This is a genomic window from uncultured Acinetobacter sp. (assembly GCF_947626835.1).
Taxonomy (GTDB): domain Bacteria; phylum Pseudomonadota; class Gammaproteobacteria; order Pseudomonadales; family Moraxellaceae; genus Acinetobacter.
The window spans coordinates 40787-65888 of the sequence record NZ_CANQTS010000011.1 but is presented as its reverse complement, the minus strand read 5'-3'; the positions used below and the strand labels follow the sequence as shown (position 1 = coordinate 65888).

General features: G+C 41.5%; 22 protein-coding genes and 1 pseudogene. 9 read left to right on the top strand and 14 right to left on the bottom strand.

Annotated features, from left to right (window positions below):
- The 5 genes from Q0Z55_RS06670 to pilG all read right to left on the bottom strand — a co-directional run.
- On the bottom strand, nucleotides 1-2180 hold a 2180-nt coding region (locus Q0Z55_RS06670; RefSeq protein ID WP_297426013.1), incomplete at its 3' end, for an Hpt domain-containing protein.
- Between the two features lie 84 nt (nucleotides 2181-2264).
- Nucleotides 2265-4313, bottom strand: a complete 2049-nt coding sequence (locus Q0Z55_RS06665) for a methyl-accepting chemotaxis protein (RefSeq protein WP_297426010.1) — start codon at nucleotides 4311-4313, stop codon at nucleotides 2265-2267.
- A gap of 47 nt (nucleotides 4314-4360) precedes the next feature.
- Nucleotides 4361-4888, bottom strand: a complete 528-nt coding sequence (locus tag Q0Z55_RS06660; protein WP_297426008.1) for a chemotaxis protein CheW — start codon at nucleotides 4886-4888, stop codon at nucleotides 4361-4363.
- 3 nt (nucleotides 4889-4891) lie between these two features.
- Nucleotides 4892-5260 (bottom strand): response regulator, encoded by a 369-nt coding sequence (locus Q0Z55_RS06655; RefSeq protein ID WP_297426005.1) that lies wholly within the window; start codon nucleotides 5258-5260, stop codon nucleotides 4892-4894.
- A gap of 37 nt (nucleotides 5261-5297) precedes the next feature.
- A complete protein-coding gene (pilG, locus tag Q0Z55_RS06650; protein WP_297426002.1) occupies nucleotides 5298-5687 on the bottom strand; it encodes a twitching motility response regulator PilG in 390 nt (129 codons plus the stop codon).
- Nucleotides 5688-5957: 270 nt separating this feature from the next.
- Between pilG and Q0Z55_RS06645 the strand changes: the two genes are divergently transcribed.
- The 4 genes from Q0Z55_RS06645 (at nucleotide 5958) to Q0Z55_RS06630 (ending at nucleotide 12640) form a co-directional block, all read left to right on the top strand.
- Nucleotides 5958-6590, top strand: coding sequence for a hypothetical protein (locus Q0Z55_RS06645; protein ID WP_297425999.1), 633 nt, complete (start codon nucleotides 5958-5960; stop codon nucleotides 6588-6590).
- 30 nt (nucleotides 6591-6620) lie between these two features.
- Nucleotides 6621-7718: an efflux RND transporter periplasmic adaptor subunit gene (locus Q0Z55_RS06640; RefSeq protein WP_297425996.1), complete on the top strand. Its 1098-nt coding sequence runs from the start codon at nucleotides 6621-6623 to the stop codon at nucleotides 7716-7718.
- A 14-nt stretch (nucleotides 7719-7732) separates the two neighbouring features.
- Nucleotides 7733-10837: an efflux RND transporter permease subunit gene (locus Q0Z55_RS06635; protein WP_297425993.1), complete on the top strand. Its 3105-nt coding sequence runs from the start codon at nucleotides 7733-7735 to the stop codon at nucleotides 10835-10837.
- 87 nt (nucleotides 10838-10924) lie between these two features.
- A complete protein-coding gene (locus Q0Z55_RS06630) occupies nucleotides 10925-12640 on the top strand; it encodes a proline--tRNA ligase (RefSeq protein ID WP_297425989.1) in 1716 nt (571 codons plus the stop codon).
- 101 nt (nucleotides 12641-12741) lie between these two features.
- Here Q0Z55_RS06630 and apbC read toward each other — a convergent pair whose 3' ends face one another.
- The 3 genes from apbC to Q0Z55_RS06615 all read right to left on the bottom strand — a co-directional run bounded on the left by apbC (nucleotide 12742) and on the right by Q0Z55_RS06615 (nucleotide 15399).
- Nucleotides 12742-14013, bottom strand: coding sequence for an iron-sulfur cluster carrier protein ApbC (gene apbC / locus Q0Z55_RS06625; protein WP_297425986.1), 1272 nt, complete (start codon nucleotides 14011-14013; stop codon nucleotides 12742-12744).
- A gap of 141 nt (nucleotides 14014-14154) precedes the next feature.
- A complete protein-coding gene (locus tag Q0Z55_RS06620; protein WP_297425983.1) occupies nucleotides 14155-14367 on the bottom strand; it encodes a hypothetical protein in 213 nt (70 codons plus the stop codon).
- Between the two features lie 237 nt (nucleotides 14368-14604).
- On the bottom strand, nucleotides 14605-15399 hold the full coding sequence (locus Q0Z55_RS06615) for a hypothetical protein (protein WP_297425980.1): 795 nt from the start codon (nucleotides 15397-15399) through the stop codon (nucleotides 14605-14607).
- Nucleotides 15400-15643: 244 nt separating this feature from the next.
- Here Q0Z55_RS06615 and metG point away from each other — a divergent pair, with 244 nt between their 5' ends.
- Both metG and Q0Z55_RS06605 read left to right on the top strand, forming a co-directional pair.
- On the top strand, nucleotides 15644-17701 hold the full coding sequence (gene metG, locus Q0Z55_RS06610; protein ID WP_297425977.1) for a methionine--tRNA ligase: 2058 nt from the start codon (nucleotides 15644-15646) through the stop codon (nucleotides 17699-17701).
- 30 nt (nucleotides 17702-17731) lie between these two features.
- Nucleotides 17732-17860, top strand: a pseudogene (locus tag Q0Z55_RS06605) (MBL fold metallo-hydrolase); the annotation flags it as partial.
- 36 nt (nucleotides 17861-17896) lie between these two features.
- Here the strand turns inward: Q0Z55_RS06605 and Q0Z55_RS06600 are convergent.
- Together Q0Z55_RS06600 and Q0Z55_RS06595 are read right to left on the bottom strand one after the other, a co-directional pair.
- Entirely contained in the window at nucleotides 17897-18520 is a 624-nt protein-coding gene (locus Q0Z55_RS06600; protein WP_297425974.1) for a LysE family translocator, read from the bottom strand.
- Nucleotides 18521-18861: 341 nt separating this feature from the next.
- Nucleotides 18862-19020: an NF038215 family lipoprotein gene (locus Q0Z55_RS06595; RefSeq protein ID WP_297425971.1), complete on the bottom strand. Its 159-nt coding sequence runs from the start codon at nucleotides 19018-19020 to the stop codon at nucleotides 18862-18864.
- Nucleotides 19021-19098: 78 nt separating this feature from the next.
- Here Q0Z55_RS06595 and Q0Z55_RS06590 point away from each other — a divergent pair, with 78 nt between their 5' ends.
- Together Q0Z55_RS06590 and Q0Z55_RS06585 are read left to right on the top strand one after the other, a co-directional pair.
- Nucleotides 19099-19968 carry a pyridoxal-phosphate dependent enzyme gene (locus tag Q0Z55_RS06590; protein WP_297425969.1) on the top strand — a complete coding sequence of 290 codons (870 nt, stop codon included), beginning with the start codon at nucleotides 19099-19101 and terminating at the stop codon, nucleotides 19966-19968.
- Nucleotides 19969-20033: 65 nt separating this feature from the next.
- Nucleotides 20034-21233 carry an NAD(P)/FAD-dependent oxidoreductase gene (locus Q0Z55_RS06585; protein ID WP_297425966.1) on the top strand — a complete coding sequence of 400 codons (1200 nt, stop codon included), beginning with the start codon at nucleotides 20034-20036 and terminating at the stop codon, nucleotides 21231-21233.
- A gap of 9 nt (nucleotides 21234-21242) precedes the next feature.
- Here Q0Z55_RS06585 and Q0Z55_RS06580 read toward each other — a convergent pair whose 3' ends face one another.
- From Q0Z55_RS06580 to Q0Z55_RS06570, 3 genes are all read right to left on the bottom strand, one after another.
- Nucleotides 21243-21527, bottom strand: coding sequence for a hypothetical protein (locus Q0Z55_RS06580; RefSeq protein WP_297425963.1), 285 nt, complete (start codon nucleotides 21525-21527; stop codon nucleotides 21243-21245).
- A gap of 55 nt (nucleotides 21528-21582) precedes the next feature.
- Nucleotides 21583-23286 carry a mechanosensitive ion channel gene (locus Q0Z55_RS06575; protein ID WP_297425960.1) on the bottom strand — a complete coding sequence of 568 codons (1704 nt, stop codon included), beginning with the start codon at nucleotides 23284-23286 and terminating at the stop codon, nucleotides 21583-21585.
- Nucleotides 23287-23452: 166 nt separating this feature from the next.
- Nucleotides 23453-23701, bottom strand: a complete 249-nt coding sequence (locus tag Q0Z55_RS06570; protein ID WP_297425958.1) for a hypothetical protein — start codon at nucleotides 23699-23701, stop codon at nucleotides 23453-23455.
- Nucleotides 23702-23855: 154 nt separating this feature from the next.
- Here Q0Z55_RS06570 and Q0Z55_RS06565 point away from each other — a divergent pair, with 154 nt between their 5' ends.
- Nucleotides 23856-24278 carry a hypothetical protein gene (locus tag Q0Z55_RS06565; protein ID WP_297425955.1) on the top strand — a complete coding sequence of 141 codons (423 nt, stop codon included), beginning with the start codon at nucleotides 23856-23858 and terminating at the stop codon, nucleotides 24276-24278.
- 43 nt (nucleotides 24279-24321) lie between these two features.
- Here the strand turns inward: Q0Z55_RS06565 and Q0Z55_RS06560 are convergent, their stop codons facing one another.
- Entirely contained in the window at nucleotides 24322-25083 is a 762-nt protein-coding gene (locus tag Q0Z55_RS06560; protein WP_297425952.1) for a ferredoxin--NADP reductase, read from the bottom strand.
- Nucleotides 25084-25102 lie beyond the last annotated feature (19 nt).

Below are 25102 nucleotides of genomic sequence, written 5' to 3'. Positions count from 1 at the left end.
TGCTCTAAGGTCAGCTCTGATGTATCTGATGTATCTGATGTATCTGATGTATCTGATGTATCTGATGTATCTGATGTCAGTGTAGCAGACTCTTCCAGCACAGATGTTGGTTGCGCTTGAATTTCTTGTGGTGTCGCTTCCACAGTTATCTCTGCTTGAGGTACTGCGGCAATTTCTTCAATGCCAGATGGCAAGGTCGGCTCATCGCTTTGAGCCACTGACTGTTGAGTATCAGTGTCTTGAATTGTTGATTTTTCTTGATCGGCAAGCATTTCGGCTTGCTGATCTTGGGCTTCAACAGGACTTTCAAGCGTTGCATCGCCTTGTGCTAAGCTTTCAATATTACGTAAAATATCAACCGCTTGATCAGCTGGATAATCAATATGTTGCGTTTGGATTAATTCTAAACGTTCAGCAATATTGTCTTGCACCAACTGAATGATTTTGATCATAGGTGCTGTGGCAGCTAATTGACCTTGAATCACACGCTCATAAACACTTTCTAATTCATGCGCAATCAAGCCAATGTGGTTGGCTTGTACCATATTGGCGCCACCTTTTAAGGTGTGCAAATAGCGCATTAAATTATTCAGTGCTGCCGCATCTTGGTTTTTAGCCCAAGTATTTAGATCTTGGTCAATACCTTCAAACAATTCATTGGCTTCTTCTAAGAAAATATCCAATAAATCTAAGTCAAACTCAGAGCGGCTGTCGTCTGAGTCCAAACGCATTTGATCTTGTGCCAAACGTTGTGACAATACTGCAAAGTCAACACTATTGGCTTTGTGCTTGGTTAAATCTGGCAAGTCATTAAAGCTGACCAACTGCTCAACTTTATGATCAATAAAGTCATGCAATTGTTGTAAGGCTGTTTGTGCTTGTGCTGACAACACCACACGTTGCCCAGATGCCAAGGTATCAAATAAATGAATAAACTCAACATGTGCTTGATTAAACAATGCTTCTGCATAGTTTAAATTGAGCAATTCAGGTTTATTCCATAACTTACAGTACGCACTTTTGAGCGCTAAAGCATATTGATGAATGCCTACCGCAGCGCGATTGTCAGTGTGGACACTTAGACGCTCAGCTTGTTCAGTTAAGCTTTGTAAATACACAGGGAAATTAATTTGCGCGCGCTCAATAAAGTCAACTTCGGTGTCAAGCAAGAGATCAATATCAAGTTGCAGCAATTGTGTGACTAAACCATGCGGATTATCTTGCTCATTCATTGGCACCAAACGACCATACAAGGTCCATGCCGAATCAAATTCCGTAATTAATTGATGACAACGTTGTTGATCACGCTCACGCAATGCAGGCAAATAACCACGAATAAACTCAGCATAATGTCTTAATAATTGAGTTTCTGCCGAGGTTGAAACCACATCTTCTTGCAATAAATAACTTTTAAATAATTTTTCAACTTTGGCACTGGCACTAAAAACATCTTCAATTTGTGCCATAGAAGAACTGCCACGCAATGTATGCAAGGCACGAATTAAGGCATTATAATCATCTGGTGTATTATCGACATTTTCTTGTAAAAAATGGTCAATCGTCGCTAAATGTTCTTCGGCTTCTTCAATAAACACCGCTAAGGTTTCAGCTAAATCTTCTGCCACATGCTGAGCATCTAGTGCAACAGCTGAGTGTGACTGTTCAACCTCTATATGTTCTAAACCTGTGGTTGATGTTAGGCTTACATCCTGTTCAATCAGCGCCAATAATGCTGGGTCTATTGCTTGTTCTTGTTGTAATTGTTGACCCAGCAAAATGAGTGGGCGCAGATCATGCTCAAGCGCTTTACCTTGTTTAAAGCATGGATAAAGCTTGGCTTGATAAAAAGCCAATACATATTGGGTATAACGACGCAAAGTTGGGGTCAGTACAACACTGTCATTGAGTACACGGTTTAAAGTGTCTTCAACTGTCCATGCCAGCTCACCGGCTTGCAACGCACCCACCATGCGTCCTGAGCCTTTTAAAGTATGAAAATGGCGACGAATGTCTTTTAACAGTTCAGGCTGATCCTGCCATTGTTGAAACAATTGGCTTAATTCTTCAAAGATTTCTTCAATTTCTTCTACAAAAATTTCAAGAATTTCGGCATCTTGCTGAAGATAACTGTCTTCTGGAAGCGTCATCGGGGCAACTAAATTTTTTAATATTTCTTTCATAGCTCAGCTTCTTAAGTTTCACCCTCACTCGAGACAAAAATACGGCAGTTTTAAGAGACTTCGTAAGAAGTCTCTTAATTACGTTTATTCAGGTAACTTAAAGTCAGTTACAGATTCACGTAATGATTCTGCCATACTCGCCAATTCAGATACCGAACGTGCTGTATCAAAGGTGGCACTGGTGGTTTGCGAGGTAATTTCCTGTACGACATTCATGGTATTGGCAATATGACCTGCAGATGCTGACTGAAGTTTTGCAGCATCAGAAATGCTGGCAATCAATTTTGCCAAGTTTGACGATACATTTTGAATTTCACCTAAAGCAACACCGGCATCTTTGGTTAAGCTTGCACCACGCACCACTTCTGAGGTGGTTTGTTCCATTGAAATCACGGCTTCGTTGGTATCGGTTTGAATAGTTTTTACTAAAGTTTCAATTTGCTTGGTGGCAGATGCTGAACGTTCTGCAAGACGTTGTACTTCATCGGCAACCACGGCAAAACCACGCCCTGCTTCACCGGCCATCGACGCTTGAATCGCAGCGTTTAGGGCCAAGATGTTCGTTTGGTCGGCAATATCGTTAATCAAGGCAACAATGTTACCAATTTCTTGGGATGATTCACCCAAACGTTTAATACGTTTTGAAGTTTCTTGAATCTGTTCACGAATAATATCCATACCTTGAATCGAGCGTTGTACAACGTCTGCACCATTGGATGCAATTTGTACTGAACGCTCAGCTACTTGGGCTGATTCAGAAGCGTTAGCCGATACTTCGTCAATCGACATCGCCATTTCATTAATCGCAGACGATGCACCGGCAATTTCTTGCGCTTGGTGTTCAGACGCTTCAGCTAACTGGTTGGTAATATGCTGAGTATTGGCGGTATATTGTGCCACTTCTTGCGAAGTTTCATTAATACGTGAAACAAGGTCACGCAGCTGATCAATGGCAAAGTTAATCGAATCGGCAATAGCTCCGGTAAAATCTTCAGATACCGTAGCATACGAACGTAAGTCACCATCTGCCAAATCAGCAATTTCATCAAGTAATCGTAAGATCGCATTTTGGTTACGGTCATATTCTTCTTGTAAACGTGCCACACGCTCTTTATCAGCTTCACCACGTAAAGTTAACAGCTTAAATACACTGACCAAGAAGCCAATTAAAGCCAAGATTAAGCCGATCGCTGGTAACCAATGCCCAAGACTTGAACTACCCGATAATTGCTTTAAGTTATTGAGTAATGGTGTTGATTCGTTGTAAATCACACTTGATGCTTGACGCACTTTGGCAATTGGCTCAGCATTTTTTTGCACTATAGCAGCAGCAGATGCAACCACACGATTATAGTCATTTTCAATATTGGTTAAAGCTGCACGTAAGTTGGTGTCTTCAACGCGTGCTACACCTAAAGCAGCATTGCCATTGAGTTGACCATTTAAAAAGGCAGCAAAATTACGTACATCACTGTTTAAGTTTTCAGCCGAGGCACTCGAATTTTCAGAGCCGTTCATTAAACTGTTCATCGCGTTTAAAATACGCTCAGCTAAAAACACTTGGTTTTTGGCAATTGCAATTTGACTGCCCGCAGTACCTTGACGTGACATCTGTTCAATAATTAAATTGTACTGTGCCTGAATACTCGGAATGCTTTCGCTTAATGCTAAATTGGCATCGTGTAATTGATTAATCAAAGGTTGCTGCGCGGTAATTAAATCCACATTTGCAGCCACTTTGCTCCAACTGCCCTCAATATTGGCAACGATATCACCATCATTTGCGCCTTTGATATTATTAAAATGCGCGGCAAATTCATCCTTACTGGCTGCAAGCTGTTTTAGAGCTTCAGGGGTACCCGCTGAGGTGGTCATAGCCGCTTGATTGGGTAAGGTTTGTGATAATAAACGTAACTCACCGACACTTTGTGTATAGCTATTATTTTTAGGCACGCTATAAAGCAGGTAAGCTAAAAACACTAAAGCTAAGAGTAAGCTAAATGCAGCACCGTAAATATAAGGCTTGGATCGTTCACTATCGCCAAAGACACGCGAGACCTGATCGACTTGGTCTTGGACTTTATTAAACAGACCTGCTCCATCGCTCCCACTTTTTTTAATATTAAAGCTCATGCAGCTTCTCCCAATGACGTGTGCGCCTAATGTAGACGGTTAAATATTTATAAAATAGAGGCATTCATATATTTTGGATGGTGCAATAATTGACTAAACAAAAATACCTGCCACTTTTGGTTATGTTGTTGGAAATAACCACGGCAATAGGGATTAAGCAGGTCATTTACTGCATCTTGATTAGAAAAAAAGCTCTTCTTATTAAAATGTTGAATCCCCAATACTTGATCCACAAGTAAACCAACATACTGATCATCATTTTGAATACACAAAACTTTTTGTGCGCCTGATGATTGACTGCGCTGACCCACTAAATAATGAGTCAAATCAGAAACAGAGAGTAATCGGCCACGAATATTGGCCACACCACGTACCCACGCATGTGTGTTGGGTACTGGTGTACATTTGGGTGGGTAAATCACCTCAGAGACTTCCCCCAAAGGAGCAACAAAATATTGCCCCATGATCTCAAAGGCAATTCCTGACCATCGGTTTACTTCATTGTCTGGGTTGGCATAATGTTTATTGCCACGTTTTGCCAAACGAAGTAATTCGATAAATCCATTGGCAGCCATACATTATCCCACACGAAGATGTTGCTTAATGACATCAATTAATTGTTGTTCATCTACCGGCTTGGTTAGATAGTCACACGCACCTTGACGCTTACCCCAAACGCGGTCAGTGGCTTGGTCTTTGGTACTTACAATCACGATTGGGATATGTTTGGTGCTGCTATTACGAGCAATTTGGCGCGTGGCTTGAAAACCATTCACGCCAGGCATGACCACATCCATCAGTACCATATCTGGTAATTCAGCTTGTGTCATGGTCACCCCATCAGCGCCATTGGATGCCTCAAGCACCTCAAAACCGTGTTTGGTCAGAATTTCACGAAACCGAAATGTTTCAGTTGGCGAATCGTCCACGATTAGGATACGTGTCATAGTCTTCCCCAATAAAAAAATTAAATAAAAAAAATAGTTATGCTTTTGCTTTTACGTGAGTGCGAATTGCACCTAATAATTCATCTTTGCTAAATGGTTTTGTTAAATATTGATCCGAGCCGACAACGCGGCCTTTGGCTTGGTCAAATAAGCCATCTTTACTTGAGAGCATAATCACAGGAATATTTTGAAAATGCTGAGAGTTTTTAATCAAAGCACATGTTTGATAACCATCTAAGCGCGGCATCATAATATCCACAAATACGATATCTGGATTGGCTTCGGCAATCTTGGCTAAGGCTTCAAAGCCATCGACTGCAGTCACCACATCGCAACCTTCACGCTGTAATAATGTTTCTGCAGTACGACGAATGGTCTTTGAATCATCAATGACCATTACTTTTAAATTTTGAAATTTTGCATCCATCTCATGACCCCTGCTCATTTTTAGACTGCACAGAATATGCTTTTTTACAAATTGTATGCATTTTTAACACACATTTACCTTGAGTTTCAACGAAGTAAATTTGAAAAAACTTTCATTTATACCAATTTGTGACAACCTTATCACAAGGTCATAACAACAATATTATTTTTTTAAATCAGATATACGGTAAAATCTAAGTATATATAAATACACTTATATTATTTACTTAAAAATGAGTAATTTAGTCAACTTTATTCAGGCAAGACTAGGATGATAAAATTAATACACCATCGCCATGCGAATCTAGGTTTAAAAACATTTAAAGTACTGCTATTGAGCTTAAGTGCCGTATACAGCAGCACTATTTTTGCCACTTCTATCAAGCCTGCATGGTATCGCTATTACGATCACCAAGGTATTGCCAATTTAAGTACTTCGGTGAGTCCAAATCATATTCGTTATGGTTATGAAGCGCTCGATCGTAATATGCAAGTCATTCAACGTACCCAAGCCTTTAACAGTGAAAAAGCCAGCTCGCATAGCACCAAAGCCAGTGTCTATAGTAAACAACGTGAAGCAGACCAGCGTTTAAAGCAGGCTTATGGCTCAAGTCGCGTCGCCTCGCAAAAACGCCAAGAAAATTTAACTCATCTAAGTAAACAAATTAAGTTGCAACAGCAGCAGCTACAACAATTACAAAAAGATCGTCTCGTATTTAAAAAGCAGGAGTTGCAATTTACCCAAAAAGGGCATCCCGTGCCGATGACCTTGCAAAACACACTGAACTACAATCAACAATATATTCAAAATGGTCAAAAACAATTGCAATCATTACAAATGCAATATCAGAAAAATCAAGCAGAATACGATAGAATCATTACGCGTTTAAAAGCACTCGAATAATTTTATCTTTAGCAGATCTAGGAATGATGCATGCGCCCTCATCGACTAACCTCAGCTTCACTTTTTCTATGGACCAGTTTAGCCTTAGGCTTAGTGGGTTGTTCTGCCGATGAGCCGCCCTCACCCCCCAAAAGTGCTCCTCACATTGAACTTATTCAGGCTGATTTAGTGGGCATTGAATATGGCCAAGCACGTCAGTCTACGCCTTTTAGTGGCAGCATTCGTGCTGTTCAACATAGTAGTGTACAAGCCCAAGTCACCGCTACAGCCACTCAAGTTTATTTAGATGTAGGACAACAGGTCAAGCAAGGTCAGGTTTTGGCGGTGCTTAGCAATCAAGATCATGTAGCACGTCTTGCCCAAGCGCAAGCCAATTTAGCCGCTACCCAAGCCCAAGCCAATCAAGCCAAATTAATGATGCAACGCAAAAAGCGTCTGCTCGATCAAGGCTTTATTGCACAAGTTGAATATGAACAAAGTGTGGTGGATTACCAAGCCCAACAAGAAAACGTCTATGCCCAACAAGCCAATGTAGATATTGCGCAAAAAGCCAACCAAGATGGCGTGATTCGTAGTCCCATTACAGGGGTGATTACCAAGCGTCACCTTGAGCTAGGTCAAACGGTAACTGCAGGTCAAACTTTATTTGAAATTATTGATCCAAGCCGTTTAGAACTACATGGCAAAGTGCCGACTGAACAACAACAGGCTTTAACCGTTGGCAACACCATTGAATACCGTATTCAAGGACAGCCGAACACTTACACGGCGACTTTGACTCGAATTGCACCGCTGGCTGATGTAAATAATCGACAAATTGAGTTCTTTGCCAGCCTTGCACAAAATTTGCCAAGTTTAAGTATTGGAGCGTTTGTAGAAGGTGAAATTGTGTTTGGGCAAGCCAGTGTTGGTCAACTGCTGCCTTTAGATGTGATTTACAACCTAGACAATCAACCTTATGTTTGGGTCATTCGTAATGGTAAAGTTGCAAAGGTCAATATTACGGTGCTTGAGCAAAATCCCAACATTAATCAAGCCGTGGTCACAGGTTTAGGTGCCAATGACCGTATTAGTCGCGTGCGCTTTAGCGAGCAGCAGATTAATCACGCCGTAAGCATCAGCCAATAACAGGATTTTTTCACATGTGGTTTACCCGAATTAGTGTTCAATATCCTGTCTTTACCATTATGATGATGTTGTGCTTGATGGTGTTAGGCTTGGCGTCTTGGCAGCGCATGAGCGTTGAAGAATTCCCCGATGTCGATTTTCCGTTTGTGGTGGTGTATACCAATTATGCAGGCGCTTCGCCTGAAGCGGTTGAATCTGAAATCACCAAAAAAATTGAAGATCAAATTAATACCATCTCTGGGGTCAAAAAAATCGTTTCGCAATCCAGCGAAGGATTATCCACCGTCATGGTGGAGTTTAATTTAGATACCTCATCCACCACGGCTGCACAAGACGTGCGCGATAAAATTGCCGTAGTGAGCGCAGATTTTCGAGATGAAATTTCAGAGCCGATTGTAGAGCGCTATGACCCGACTGCCAATGCAGTGATGTCAATTGTATTTGAATCGGAAAATCTTGCCTTACGTGATTTAAGCTCATATTTGGAGCAACGCATTGTACCGCAACTGCGTACAGTGGCCGGTGTGGGATCGGTCAATTTATTAGGCGATGCCCAACGCCAAATTCGTATTGCGGTTGACCCTGTAAAGATGCAGGCCTTTGGGGTGGGTATTGATCAGGTGATGAATACCTTAAAATCTGAAAATATTGATTTACCCGGTGGTAATTTAAAACAAGGCTCGCGTGAATTGGTGGTTGAGATTCAGTCTAAAGTGCTGTATCCACAAGGCTTTGGCGATTTAATTGTGGCCAACAAAAATGGTGCACCCATTTACTTAAAGCAAGTGGCAGACATTAGCGATGGCCAAGCCGAAACCGATTCAGGGGCTTTTTTAAATGGTCAAGCTGCCGTGGCAGTTGATATTTTACGTAGTTCAGACTCCAATATTATTGAAGTGGTGGACAACACCTATAAAGTTCTAGACAAAATTCAAAACCAATTACCGCAAGGCACCACTGCCAAAGTGGTGGTCGATTCCTCAAAAAGTATTCGCGGTAGTATTGATAACGTGGTGCGTACCATCATTGAAGGTGCAATCTTAGCGGTCTTAATTGTCTTACTATTTTTAGGCTCATGGCGTTCGACCTTGATTACCGGTTTGACCTTACCGATTGCTTTATTGGGCACACTGACCTTTGTATGGATGTTTGGTTTTACCATCAATATGATGACCCTACTGGCTTTGTCATTAAGTATTGGTCTGTTGATTGATGATGCCATTGTAGTGCGTGAAAATATTGTGCGCCATGCCGACATGGGCAAAGACCATGTCACCGCCGCACTTGATGGCACGCAAGAAATTGGTTTGGCTGTACTTGCCACCACCTTAACCATTGTGGCGGTGTTTTTGCCAGTTGCCTTTATGGGCGGTATTATTGGGCGCTTCTTTTACCAATTTGGCGTCACGGTGAGTATTGCGGTACTCATTTCTATGTTTGTCAGTTTTACCCTTGACCCAATGCTCTCGGCGCACTGGGCTGAAAAACCTAAAACTCAGCAACACCCCAATGTCATACAACATTTTTTAGATGCAATTTCCAAACGTTTGGATGATTTAAGTTTAGTCTATGAAAAGCTGCTTAAACTTGCCTTACAGTTTCGTCTAATGACCGTGGTAGTTGCGATCGCCTCTTTATTTGGGGCTTTGGCACTGTCTAACATGATTGGTTCAGAATTTGTGCCAGTACCTGATAAAGGCGAAATTCGGATTAAATTTGAAACACCGGTGGATGCAGCGATTGAATATTCAGAAGCTAAACTTAAACAAGTGGATGCCATTATTCGTGCACATCCTCAAGTGCTTAGCACCTACGGCGTGATCAATAGCGTAACCGATCGTGGTAAAAACCATGTCAGCTTGCGGGTACGTGTCACACCACGCCAAGAGCGCAGCCAAAGTTTGACCGACTTAACCAACGAGTTCCGTCAGCGTTTGCAATCTGTGGCAGGGATTACCGTCACTTCTGTGGCCTCTGCCGATGAAACCGTGTCGGGTGGGCAAAAACCTGTCATGATTTCAATTCAAGGCCCTGAATTGGATGAATTACAAAAAATTTCTGATCGTTTTATGGCACAAATTGCACAAGTTGAAGGCATTGTTGACTTAGAGTCTTCCTTAAAAGAACCTAAACCGACTTTAAGCGTGCATATTCATCGTGTGCTTGCCAGTGATTTAGGTTTATCGGTCAATCAAATTGGTCATGCCTTACGTCCATTATTGGCCGGTGATAACGTCACCACATGGGAAGATGCCCAAGGCGAAACCTATGATGTCAATGTGCGTTTAGCCGACAGCGAACGTCGTTTGCCGCAAGATTTGCAAAACTTGTATCTCGGCTCCACCAAAACTGATGCCAATGGGCAGCCGATCTTAATTCCACTGGCAACCGTGGCCAGCATGCAAAAAGATTTGGGTGCCTCGCAAATTAACCGACGTTATTTATCACGTGAAGTCTTGGTTGAAGCCAATACCTCAGGGCGTCCTGCGGGTGATATTGGTGCGGATATTCAAGCCATTCAAGATCAATTTGATTTACCAAGCGGTTATAGCTTTGTCACTCAAGGCTCCAATGCCGATATGGCAGAATCGGCAGGCTACGCAGTCACGGCAATTGTGCTGTCGATTGTGTTTATTTATATTGTGTTAGGGTCACAGTTTAATAGTTTTATTCATCCGGCTGCGATTATGGCTTCCTTGCCATTGTCGTTAATTGGGGTGTTTTTAGCGCTGTATTTGCTTAATTCCACCCTAAATTTATTCTCGATTATTGGCATTATTATGCTGATGGGCTTGGTCACTAAAAATGCCATTTTACTGATCGACTTTATTAAAAAAGCTATGGATCGCGGCGTGGATCGTTACACTGCGATTGTAGATGCTGGTAAAACCCGTTTACGCCCTATTTTAATGACCACCTGTGCCATGGTCATGGGTATGGTACCTTTAGCTTTAGGTTTAGGTGAAGGTGGCGAACAAAGTGCACCAATGGCACATGCTGTGATTGGTGGCTTAATTACCTCGACTTTACTGACCCTTGTGGTGGTGCCGGTCATCTTTACGTATTTAGATGATTTTAAAAATTTGATGCAGCGTTTGAGCAGAAAAATTTTCTCCTAATACAAAAGCGCCGACATTCAACATGCCGGCGCTGTTTTTATTGTATAATTTTGTACTTATTATCCATCTTTGCTTAGGACATTTTCCATGCGCGCCAGTCGCTTTTTATTTGCAACGTTAAGAGAAACCCCAAATGATGCAGAAGTGATCTCGCATCAGTTAATGCTTCGTGCTGGTATGATCCGTAAATTGGCTTCTGGTTTATACAGCTGGTTACCTATGGGTGTTCGCGTCTTAAATAAAGTAGAAGCGATTGTCCGTGAAGAGATGGATCGTGCCGGTTCTCTTCAAGTGCTGATGCCTGTGACTCAACCAGCAGCTTTATGGGAAGAATCAGGTCGTTATGTACAATACGGTCCAGAGTTGTTACGTTTTAAAGACCGTCACAACAATGACTTTGTGCTTGGTCCAACGCATGAAGAAGTGATTACAGATCTTGCGCGCAATGAGCTCAAAAGTTACAAGCAATTGCCAGCCAATTTCTACCAAGTACAAACCAAATTCCGTGATGAAATTCGTCCACGTTTTGGCGTAATGCGTTCGCGTGAATTTATCATGAAAGATGCCTATTCTTTCCATGCCGACCAAGCATCATTACAAGAAACTTACGACATTATGTATGACGCATACTGCCGTATCTTTACCCGTTTAGGCTTAGATTTCCGTCCGGTACAAGCCGACACAGGTTCAATTGGTGGTTCAGGTTCACACGAATTCCACGTCTTGGCCTCTAGTGGTGAAGACGATATCGCATTTTCTACCGAATCTGATTATGCTGCGAACGTGGAAATGGCCGAAGCAATTTTAGTGGGCGAACGTGCTGCACCCACCCAACAACTTGAATTGGTCGATACCCCAAATCAAAAAACCATCGCTGATGTATCCAACTTCTTAGGCACTGAGCCTAAAAATTCAGTTAAAGCATTATTGGTACAAGGGGTCGCGAATGAAGCAGGTGAAACACCTGTGGTGGCTTTATTCTTACGTGGTGACCACGAACTCAATGAAATTAAAGCCGAAAAACATCCTTTAATTGCCGCGCCAATTACTTTTGCAACAGAAGAGCAAATTGCAGCACTCGGTTTAACAGCAGGTTTTGTCGGTCCGCAAGGTTTAGTTGAAAAAGGCTTAACTGTAATTGTTGACCGTGCTGCGTCGGTATTGTCTGACTTTGTCGCAGGCGCGAACATTGCTGAGCAACATGCCACTGGTGTGAACTGGGAACGTGATGCACAATTTACTGAAGTCTATGACTTACGTAATGTGGTAGAAGGCGATCCATCTCCAGATGGTAAAGGCACAATTCAAATCAAACGTGGTATTGAAGTCGGTCATATCTTCCAATTGGGTCAAAAATACTCAGAAGCCTTAGGCTGTAAAGTCTTAGGTAAAGACGGTAAGCCATTTGTCGTGACCATGGGTTGCTACGGTATTGGTGTGACCCGTGTAGTGGCTTCTGCCATTGAGCAAAATTTTGACGAAAAAGGCATTATTTGGCCAGCGGCAATTGCGCCATTTGATGTTGCAATTGTGCCAATGAACGCGCATAAATCACCACGTACTTTGCAAGCAGCCGAAAGCCTATATGCTGAATTACAAGCGGCTGGTTTTGATGTGTTGTTAGATGACCGTGATGAACGTCCGGGGGTTAAATTCTCTGACTTAGAAATTAATGGTATTCCTCACCGTATTGTGATTGGTGAAAAAGGTTTAGATGCTGGTACTTTTGAATATAAAGGTCGCCGTGATGCTGAATCGGTAAACTTAAGCAAAGAAGAATTATTGGCTAAAATTGCCAAATAATTTTTAAGCTTGAGATTAAAAAATCCTGTGCTGGTCGCAGGATTTTTTTCTACATTAGGCTATAAAAAAGCCCAAAGTTAGCTTTGGGCTTTTTTTATGACTTAAAAAATACGATTTTGGTTTTTCTCAGCTTTTGGCAATGCTTGAGCAATTTTTTCAGCAATTGCGATATAGCTTGCTGCTGCGGCATCTTCTGCCAAGACAGAAGGTTTACCGGCATCGGCATTTTCACGAATTTGTACATTGAGCGGTAAACGACCTAACAATGGAATATCATATTGTTCAGAGAGTTTATCACCACCACCTGTACCAAAAATTTGTTCTTCATAACCGCAATTTGAGCAAACATGCGTCGACATATTTTCAATCACGCCCATAATTGGAATCTGTACGCGGTTAAACAATTCAATCCCTTTGGTGGCATCCATAAGTGCTACGTTTTGTGGTGTGGTGACAATCACCGCACTTGTTACCGGAATGCGCTGCGCAAGGGTCAATTGAATGTCGCCTGTACCCGGTGGCATATCAATCATCAATACATCTAAATCTGGCCACAAGGTTTGATTAAACAGTTGCATCAGTGCACCTGTGGCTTTTGGACCACGCCATGCCACAGGAGTATTATGATCCCCAGTTAAATGACCAATTGAGAGTACTGCCATACCATAAGCATCAATCGGTACAAACTGCTCTGCTTCAATCATGGGCGTACGACCCGCATTGCCCAACATAGTTGGAATACTTGGACCATAAATATCGGCATCTAACACGCCTACTTTTAAACCTAATTTTTGTAAAGCTAAAGCCAGATTCACTGTAGTGGTCGATTTACCGACCCCACCTTTGCCTGAAGACACCAAGATCACATGTTGAATACGTGGATGTTTAGGCACATCGCGTTGTTGTGGCGCGGCTTTTTGAATCGGTGCTTCAGTTTGCTGCGGCTGATAGTTGGCATTGGCTTGAGCCACTACATCGGGTGCTGAGGCATCCACTACAGGCGGTAAAGTGCTTTTTGCTACTTCAGGCTTTTTGCTTGAACAGCTCTCGCCATCACTATGCTTATGCCCACAACCACCTTGGGTGTGACCTGTTTTTTGCTGCACCACATGCATATTTAATTCTTTAATGCCACATTTTTCTAAAGCATCTGCTAATTCATCATGAATTTGTTGCAATTGCTCAGCTTCATTTACAAAAGTATTGATGCTGATTTGTAGCACTTGGCCTTGCACATTAATTTGAGTAATACGGTCTTTTAAAGCGTGATTCGAGTTAGGTAACACATAACTTTGTAACACGCGTTGGACTTCTTCTTCCTTCACCTCTAAAGCGGGTGAAAATACTGATTTAAGCGAAGAAAGCCACGACATATATCTACTCCAAAATGCATTTCTCGATCGAATGGCGTAGTTTAGCGGTTATTTAAGCAGAGGTTAAGCCGCTTTAATTTAATTGCGCACTTTTGTTTGCGATAATAAAAAAAGATTGCCAATTGGCAATCTTTTTTGGCTTTAACGCTGCGATTTCTCGTCATCCTTTTGCGATGTGTTTTTGTCATGCTTGACATCATGTAGCTTATGTTCAGCTTTGAGCTTGGCATCTTGAGCTTTATGCTTTAAATCATCGGCCAACTGTTCACCTTTAACTAAGGCTTCTTTGGCTTTGAGTTTTAAACCATCGGCCAATTCATGTGCTTTATGTTTAAGATCGTCAATTTTACTCATTTTTACACCTTTTTATACGTGGGCTTTAAATAAGTTATAACGCTTTTTTTAGATGCTCCATATCAAAAACTGCAATTTGCAACACAGCCCATACATAAAACAGCATGTTATTTGCTGATTTATTATGTTCTGCATCATGGCTTAGGTTTTAGCATAACCAAGACTGCCTGAAATGACGTGCTTGTGTATTTTTAAAAAAATTCAGCATTTAAATTAAGCTTAAATGCTGAAAGATATTTAGCGAATACTGCGCATAAAACTGGTCACACTAAACAACCATAATAACAAGATAAAGCTACGTGCTTGGGTGAAATGTGCTACATCTGTGCCATGTAAAATATTATGACGGGTCATGGTCACGTTCGAGCTTGAATCCATTTTATAAGCGGCAAGCTCGCTAAAATAAGCATTCATTTCTGTAGCAATTTTAGCTTTATGCCACAAGCTTTTAATTTCGTTACCTTTTAAGCCCGGTACAATTTTATACACATCTAAAAATTTGGTATCTTTTTGGGTTAAAAAGCCTTGCGCCAATAACACATCGGTCAGTAGACCTTCTAACTGTGCATATAACAGCGGCACGCAACCTGCATAAAAACCGAGTTTGTACATCTCTAAGGCTTGTTCAATCACCGCACGGCGTGCCTGGCTATTGGCATTTTGACTTAAATCATCAAAGGCTTTAAATAACTCATCTTTAAAAAATTGGTCATTCACCACATCTAATAAATTAAAGTCATTTACATCTTTAGCTTGATTAATTAACTGCCAAAAATGCACTAAATTTAAAGCATCATTGGCAATTTTGGCATCTGCAGCTTGATTGAGCTCATCTGCCAACACTTGGAAATAGGCATCTTGCTGCGCTAATTTCATTAAATGCTGCTGTAAAAATTCATGTTCTTTTTTAGACATGCTGGCCAAGTAATCTTGTGCGTCGGTTAAAATCTGTTTACCGGCAAGGAGTTGCACGCTGTGATTGGCGGCAATTTTGGTCACAGGACCGTCAAAATCAAAATCGTCATCATGCATGACTTGAACACTCAAGGTATCTATATAAAGACTATTATCACGTTTATCTGACGAAACAGATAGCTTTTATCTTGCTTTAAAGCCTGAGTATTTACACATTCCTTTACCACAAACATAGCTAGTTTTAAGCAGCTTAAGAAATGCCTTGTTTTCGCAACAATTGCGCGAAAGCTTTATGCAAGTTTGCCTTAACTCAGGTAAAATCACGTCCATTGCATATAAATACGAATGAGAGAGTTAATCCGTGCGTAATATTTTAGTCACCAATGCCCTTCCATACGCCAATGGTCCAATCCATATGGGTCACTTACTTGGCTATATCCAAGCTGATATTTGGGTTCGTGCGATGCGTGCAATGGGTCATCACGTGACTTATGTATGTGCAGACGACGCTCACGGTACAGCAATTATGCTGCGCGCTGAAGCCAACGGTATTAGCCCAGAACAACAAATTGCCAATGTACAAGCCGAACACGAACGCGATTTTTCCGGCTTTAAAGTAGATTTTGACCACTACGACTCAACCAACAGCGCCGAAAACCAAGCGCGTGCTTCAGAAATTTATATTAAAAACCGTGAAGCAGGCAATATTGCCGTGCGTCCTGTGAAACAATTGTTTGACCCTGAAAAAGGCATGTTCTTATCAGATCGTTTTATTAAAGGTACTTGCCCAAAATGTAAAGCCGAAGATCAATACGGCGACTCATGCGAAGTGTGTGGTACAACGTATAATGCAACCGAACTGCTTGATGCGAAATCAACCTTAAGCGGTGCCACACCGATTGAAAAATCATCCGATCATTACTTCTTTAAACTGCCAAATTTCTCACAATACCTACAAAAATGGACACGTGATGAAGGTCGTTTACCGGTATCGATTGCCAATAAACTCGATGAATGGTTTGAAGCAGGTTTATCCGATTGGGATATTTCACGTGATGCGCCATATTTTGGCTTTGAAATTCCAGATGCACCTAACAAGTACTTTTATGTATGGGTCGATGCGCCAATTGGCTATATGTCGAGTTTTGAAAACTATATTAAAACCAAACGTCCAGATTTAAGCTTTGATGATTATTGGAAAAAAGACTCTGAAAATGAGGTGTATCACTTCATTGGTAAAGACATTGTATATTTCCATGCCTTGTTCTGGCCTGCCATGCTTGAAGGCGCAAACTACCGTACGCCATCAGGTTTATTCGTAAACGGTTTCTTGACTGTAAATGGTCAGAAAATGTCGAAATCTCGTGGTACGTTTATTAAAGCAGAAACGTATTTACAGCATTTAAATCCTGAATATTTACGTTATTACTTCGCATCTAAACTTTCTGACAAAGTTGAAGATTCTGACTTAAATCTTGATGATTTTGTACAAAAAGTAAACTCAGACCTAGTTGGTAAAGTGGTGAATATTGCCAGCCGCTGTGCCAAATTCATTAATACCAAGTTTGATAACAAGTTAAGCGAAACCTGTGCAGAACCAGAATTGGTTCAAAGTTTTATTGATGCAGGTGCGTCTATCGCTGCACAATACGAAGCACGTGAATTCTCGGCTGCGATTCGTGAAATCATGGCACTTGCAGACCGTGCCAACCAATATATTGATGAGAAAAAGCCTTGGGCACTGGCTAAAATTGAAGGTCAAGAACAACAAGTGCATGATGTGTGTTCTGTAGGCATTAACTTATTCCGTCAATTGGCGGTTTACTTAGCACCTGTACTGCCTACATTGGCCGAGCAAGTGCAAGCGTTCTTACAGTTAGATGCCTTTGACTTTGCTTCGCGTGAAACCATTCTTGTGGGTCATGAAATTGCATTATTCCAACCACTTATGCAACGTGTAGACCCAAAAGCTGTGGCTGCCATGGTCGATGCGTCTAAAGACTCTTTAGCAGCTCCTACTGAAGCACCAAAAGCGGAAAAGAAAAAAGACAAGAAGGTTGAAAAGAAACCTGAGCCTAAAGTCGGTGAAGCTGAAATTATTGGCATCGAAGACTTTATGAGAGTTGATTTGCGTGTAGCGGAAGTCGTCGACGCAGCTACGGTTGAGGGTTCAGACAAACTTCTTCAATTGACATTAAATGTCGGTGAAGCTGAGCCACGTAACGTATTTAGCGGTATCCGTGAGTTTTACCAACCTGAAGATTTAAAAGGCAAATTGGTGGTAATGGTTGCAAACCTTGCACCACGTAAAATGCGTTTTGGTATTTCTAACGGTATGGTACTTGCGGCTGGTAATGGCGACGGTGTTTGGGTGATTTCACCTGAAACGGGTGCTAAACCGGGTGATAAAGTGTCTTAAGATTTAGACACTTATAAGAAGCCCTGCTATCAACACTTTGCACAATATGCAAAAGAGGGTCAACTCATTGCGGCGCCGCATTTGCCATTTCCGGGTTTAGGTTATATTTATAAAAATGGCCCGAGCTATCAATGGATCCCGATTCATTTTAAAGATTAAGAGCAGTAAAAAACCCTCTGTATAAGAGGGTTTTTATTATTTCATACCAAATAATAATTTTAAGCCCAACACCGTCATTACCATGCCAGCACCACGGTCAAATAACGCTTTAAAGCGTAAGTAAATACGGCGTGGTTTATCTGCCGATAATGCCACTGCAACTAAAGAACACCAACCTGCATCAATAAAAAAGCACAGCATCGGCAATACAACATAGTAGTAAGTTGGAATATCTTTAGGTAAAAGTGCAGTAAAAATACTGGCTAAAACAATGGCAATTTTAGGATTGCTCATTTGAGTGATTAAACCTGATAGATAAGCACGGCGATAACTCATCATATGTGCCGTGCCGTCCACACTGGCAACTGGTTCTTTGGCATGTTTAATAATTTTATACGCCAACCATAGTAAATACAGACCACCGCAAATTTTTAGCATTAAATATGCCGATGGCACCGCCAATAACAATGCCTGTAAGCCTAAGACTGCCAATAAACCAAAGATGGCCGCACCGGTACCTGTACCTAAAGCAGTAAATAAACCATGTTTACGCGAAATCGCAATTGAGTTTTTAGCCACATAAATAAATGTTGGCCCGGGGCTCATGGCACCTAACATCAATGCTAAGGCAATTGAGCCTAAAATCATTAAGGATTCCATTGCGATTCCTAAAAGGTTTGGGAGAAAAAATAAGGCGTAATTTTACGCTGTTCGAGTTCTTTTTACTGCCTGTTTTTTAACTATTTGGTAAAAAAAATATTTAAACAGCCCGGTCGGCTCACGTTTATAATAGGAGTATTGCAAAAAAAATTACCAATGCTTTTGCATGAGCGCATGCTTTACCAATAAAATTTGCCGCTTTATAACGACCTATTTACAGCAATTTTTTGGCTCAAGTAATTGAAACATTGATGCTGCAATCAAGCGTATGATCGCGCACATACGCTAGCCCTTTAATGCTTTATAAAACTCACTTCCAAATGCAAAAAACTATAATCAACCTATTTTTTAACAGGTTGGGTGTCTTTTGGTAGTAGATAATCACGCTCAGCCACAGGCACGCCACCAATAATCATAGTACGCGCTGGCTCAGGTATTGGGGTCGGCTCGCAACCCAGTAAAATCCAACACAGCGTTAAATACACAGAATAGCATCTCATGGTGCCTCCCATTTTATTGTTGTTTTCGCTTTTATCATGATATAAGAAATTGCCTTTTAAATCTTTAGCAGCATTGTCATGAGCCCATCTGTTTTTACTGATCTTGCACAGAACGCCCCCACCCAAGTGATTGATTATTTAGGGGTAAGTATCAGTATTAAGCGGCTAGATTTAATTCATCCTCATATTTCTGGCAATAAGTTTTTTAAACTTAAATATAATATTGAATATGCGATGCAGCATGGTGATCAGCAGATTCTCACTTTTGGTGGAGCATATTCCAATCATATTGCTGCAACAGCCTTTGCAGCGCATGAGTTTGGTTTAAACAGCGTGGGGATAATTCGGGGATTAGAACTTCAATCTAAACCGCTTAATCCGACCTTACAAACCGCACACAATTTTGGGATGCAATTTGAGTTTATTTCACGCGAGCAATATCGTCATAAAGAGGATATTGAGTATTTAAATGAATTAAAACAACGCTATCTGCAGGCTTATATCGTGCCTGAAGGCGGTACAAATGCACTTGCCATTCAGGGTTGTAGTGAAATCTTAACTCCACAAGATCAAGATTTTGATCTCATTTGCTGTGCTGTGGGTACCGGTGGCACCATCACAGGTTTAATTGAAGCCAGCCATAGTCAGCAACATATTTTGGGCTTTTCTGCCTTAAAAGGTGATTTTTTAAAGCGTGATGTGGCACGACTTACCCTCAAGCACAATTGGTCAATCACCGATGAATTTTGTTGTGGTGGTTATGCCAAAACTACACCTGAGTTACTTGATTTTATGCAAAATTTTGAAGCGAAGTATTTTATTCCATTAGAGCAGGTCTATACCGCAAAAATGTTGTATGGCCTCTTTAAGATGATTGAGCGTGGCGAGATTAACACTCAGCAAAAATTGTTGGTGATTCATAGTGGTGGTTTACAAGGCAGGATCTGATTCTGAAAAATGCTTAAAAATTGGCTATAATGCACGCCTTTGTTTTTGGCTGTTGGTAAATTACCGTGTCTTCTCCTGTATTTGATGTAATTGTGATTGGTGCTGGTGCATCGGGTTTAATGCTGGCAGCCATGGCAGCCGCGCGCGGTCGTCGTGTATTGGTACTTGAAAAAGCCAACAAAGTCGGTAAAAAAATTCTGATGTCAGGCGGTGGTAAATGTAACTTTACCAATTTGTATGTCGAGCCGGAAAATTACGTGTCGCATAACCCACATTTTGTGATTTCGGCGTTAAGTCGTTATAGCAATTGGGATTTTATTGGTCTGGTCTGCGAGCATGGCATTGAATATGAAGAACGCAAACATGGGCAACTGTTTACTCTAAACGGCGCCAAAGACATTTTAGCCATGCTGTTAAAAGAGTGTGAAAAAACCGGCTTAGTCACTATTAAAACCAGTGCTGAAGTTAAAGAAGTGAATACGGTAGATGGGCAAGGTTTCCAATTGGCCACAACTTTAGGTTTTTTTGAAGCTGAATCAGTGGTGGTGGCAAGTGGGGGGTTATCTATTCCAACCTTAGGCGGTTCGGGCATTGGCTATGACATTGCCAAACAATTTGGGCATCATGTTTATCCAACACGTGCCGGTTTAGTGCCTTTTACTTTCTCAGATCATTTTAAAGAAGTCACCACCCGTTTAAGCGGTAATGCTGTTGAAGCGACTTTATCTAATCCATTCAATAGTTTTACTGAAGCTTTGTTATTTACCCATCGTGGTTTAAGCGGGCCAAGTTCATTGCAACTCTCTAATTATTGGCACAGTGGTCAAGCATTTCAGATCGATTTTTTACCCAGTTTAGATCTACATGCATTTTTTAAGACCAAGAAAACTGCACAACCCAAAGTCTTGTTGCGTACCTTACTCAATGAATATTTGCCAAAAAGTGTTGTCCTTGAATTACAAAACTTAATTTGGTTAGAACATGCCGATACAGCCATTGGCAATTTAAGTGATGATAAACTAGAAGCGATTGCTACCCAATTACATGGCTTTGAAGTCAAGCCATCAGGCACTGAAGGTTATCGTACTGCGGAAGTGACCTTAGGTGGGGTGAATACCGAAGAAGTCTCCTCTAAAACCATGGAAAGTAAAAAGCAAAAAGGCTTGTACTTTGTGGGTGAAGTATTGGATGTATCTGGACATTTAGGCGGTTACAACTTCCAGTGGGCATGGGCTTCAGCACATGCTGCTGCCCAATACGTTTAAGATCTTGCTTTATTTGGGCTGTTGATCTGCTTCAGCAGCCTGCTTTTGCTCTGCTTTTTTATCTTCGTGTTGCTGCTCTTCTTGAACTAATTGTTTTTCCTCTTTAACTGCTTGATCTCGGTCTTTTTGGTTTTCATACTCTTGCTGCGCTTTTTCATGATCTTGTTGGTCTTGACGCTCAAGTTTCGGCTTTTTATTGGCAAAAACAAATTTATAACCTGCAACCAGTAAGCCAATGGTTACTCCTGCAATCACAGCAGGTGCGATACGATTATTGGGTTTTGTAGATCTCATTCTATCTTCCTTAAAATAAAAACGATGGATAGTCACACCCATCGTTTCTAACTACTTACTTTTTATCTTCAGGTGAAATATCAGTATCGGTTTCTGATTCACCAGTTGAGCCATACGGGTTATTTAATGGCTTGTTATCAGGGTCAATCACCAAACGATCAGGTACCACAGTCGATGTAGATTGATCAAAGACGTCTACAGGAGCCACCACAGGTGCTTGATGAGGCTGTGTGGTTGCAGTTTTGCTAGACGATGCATCCATAACATCATCTGCCATCGACTTCACTTCTTGCGCTTGTGCTTTGGCTTGATCAATCAAGTCGGTCAAAACGCGCTCTGCTGGTCGGCGACCACCTAAACCAAAGGCCAAAGCGAAAGCCACGGCGACCGCACCTAAAGTTAAACCAAAGGCTAAATTCACAATCGAATCAGCAATACCCATGGCACGTAAGCCCATGGCCAAGACTAAGCCCATAATTAAAACGCGTACCAAATTGGCTAACCAACGTGAACTTTTGTATTCACCGCGTTGCACCACATTGGCCACAATATTTGCCAGCCAAAAACCAATCACTAAAATGACCGCACCCAACAGGATATTGGCACCAAAGTAAATAAACATCGCGATTAAATCGCTAATTTGATCAAAGCCTAACCGGTTTGCAGCTTCAGACACCGCAAACAGCATGGTAAAGAACACAATTAAGTAACCCACCACACATGAAATTTTGGTAGTGCCTAAAAAGCGCTGTACCCCGACTTTTTCAGGAATAGCATCTACACCTGTTCCTGCTAAAACTTCAACCACCAATTTCGCCACAAAACGTGATACCACATAAGCTACAATTAAGATTAAGCCTGCGGCAATAATATGTGGGATGGCATTCATAATTTCATGCAACATAGCGGTTGCAGGTTGTGAAATAGCCTCAACACCGAGCGCTTCAAATGCCACAATGAGGGCCGTGATCATCACCACCGCAAATAAAAACGAACCCAATAAACGCGGTAAGTTTGCACCTTTAAATAAGCCGATTTTTTCAGCTTGCTGTTGCAGATTTAAACTGTTGCCAAGACCTTCGACAATGCCACGTACAATCTTTGCCAAGATATAACCTGCAAAGACAATAATGCCAGCAATAAATAAGTTGGGTAAAAAACCAACCGCTTGATTAACCATGTTCTGTACAGGATGCAACAGACCTGTTAACCCTAAAATCGAAAGTACAATCGGCAAAAACAGCAATAAAATCAGCCAATAGACAATTTCACTGATGTTTTGACTTACAGGGCTCACGCCGACATCAGCACTGAGTTTTTCATCCAATTGCGTGCGATCAAGTAACTTTTGCAAACCCACTTTGGCCACATTCGCCACTAACCAACCAATAAAACCCACAGCAATTGCGGCCAGTAATTGTGGTACAAACAATAAGAACTGCTGCACCATCGTGCTAAACGGACCACTTACGCTATTGAGATTTAAAGCATTGAGCGCACCAATCACGGCGATAATCATCACCACCCAAAACACCACTTTGGAGACAATCGATTCGATATTGGCACGGTGACCGGTGGCGCTACTCAATTTTTGATCGGTGCCGAGTTTTTGTAATAGCTTTTTAATACCCGATGCCACGACCAGTGCAATGATCCAACCCACAATTAAAATGGCTATCGCAGCCAAAATGGGATGGAATTGCTCCCAATAATACATGGCATTGATGCCATTTCGACTGCGCTCAAAATAATCATTCATATTTTTATCCTCTTATTTTTTCATTATGTCTTTGGGTCAAGCCCAGCCTGTTATATCTGTATCACCTTAAATTTTGTATATTTTTTATTCAAGTTATTCTATGCAAACTACACCAAAACGCCACAAAAAAAGCCCTAGAATGGCTAGAGCTTATATGAGGAAGATTTTATGGTGCGGTGGCGGTTGCCTCATCACTGGCTGTTGCTGTAGTGCTTGGGCTACTTACATTGGCTGTTGGATTTGGATGCCCTGGCGGTGCTTCACTTGGTTTGGGTTTACCATCGGCCATCATATAAAAAATGAGTGCGGCTAAAAACACCCCAACAATCAGCAGAATATAAATCGGTAAGCGCTTTTTTTGTTGGGTTTCTGAAGCACTGGCGGCATGATGCGAATTATTTTCATTGTGTGGCATACTGCGTCCCACCTTGAGTTGTTTGATTTTTATACTAACAACTCTATGTGTTGCATTGTGTGAAGAAGCATAGCAACATGGTGAACGAATAGTCGGTTGCTTGCCAAATTTTAAGCTATAATAAGCGACCTTTTTTTTGCTTCGTTGTTACTTTATGGCGTATCGTCAACAGAGTGTAACGCTTGATTTAGACACGGATGTCACGCATCAATGTACTTTACACTACACGCGTGATCAAAATTTGATTGGCATTATTGGCTTTAATAAAGCAAGCTATCAACTCAAGTGGGGCGATTTAGAATACTTTCGTCGTCGTACTGAAGAATTTTCAGTGATGCCTTTTCCTGAATGCATCAATGCCATGGTGATTGATATTCGCAATGTGGCGGCTTTTTTAGACAATGAAGTGCCAATTATTCCATGGCGTTTGATTGAAGAAGAATGTCCAATACGTTTGGTTGTGCCACAAGATCGCTTAGATCATTATGCCGGTTTATTTGAACCGACTTGGCTATCCACCGATGTAGACACTGCCATTCAAGAAATCCGTGAGTTTATGGACATGTTTGTACATTAAATTTTAAAAACCTCCCAACTAGGAGGTTTTTTATAGCATGAAATTACCAGTAATTTTCCACGGCAATATTACCCTCACCACGGCGATTCATAGTCAGACCACGGGCTTTTAACGCGTCTTTAGTATCATCTACCATCTGTGGGTTACCACACAGCATCACATGGCTTGTTTGTGGATTGAGTGGCATACCTGCGGCTTTTTCAAGCTCACCATTGGCAATTAAGACCGGTAAGCGCTCATGCAAAGCGGCATTTGGGTCTCGGGTAATAATCGGGATAAACTTAAAGCCTGTATGCCCCTCACCAAAGGTGGCAGCAATCTGTACAATACGCTCGCTATAAGCCAATTCAGCTTGGGTACGCACGCTATAGACTAAATTGATGTTTTGATATTTTGACCACGTGTCAAAATCTTGCAGCATAGATAAAAATGGTGCTAACCCTGTACCGGTTCCCAATAACCATAAATCTTGTGGCAGTGGCAGCTGATACCGTGCAAGGGTTAAAAAGCCATAGGGAATCTTCTCTAAATACAGTGCATCACCGACTTTTAAATGCTGTAAATTTGAGGTGAATGCGCCATCGGGTACCACAATTGAGAAAAACTCTAAGGTTTCATCAAACGGCGATGACACCACCGAATAGGCACGTACCACCAACTCATCACCGACTTTGAGTCCAATACGAGCAAATTGCCCTGCTGTAAACTTAAAATGCGCAGGACGGGTTAAGGTAAAGCTAAACAAGGTATTGGTCCAACGATGTACAGATAAAACCTTTTCTTGTGTAAATTTCTCAATTGACATAATTTCAACGTGGCATCAA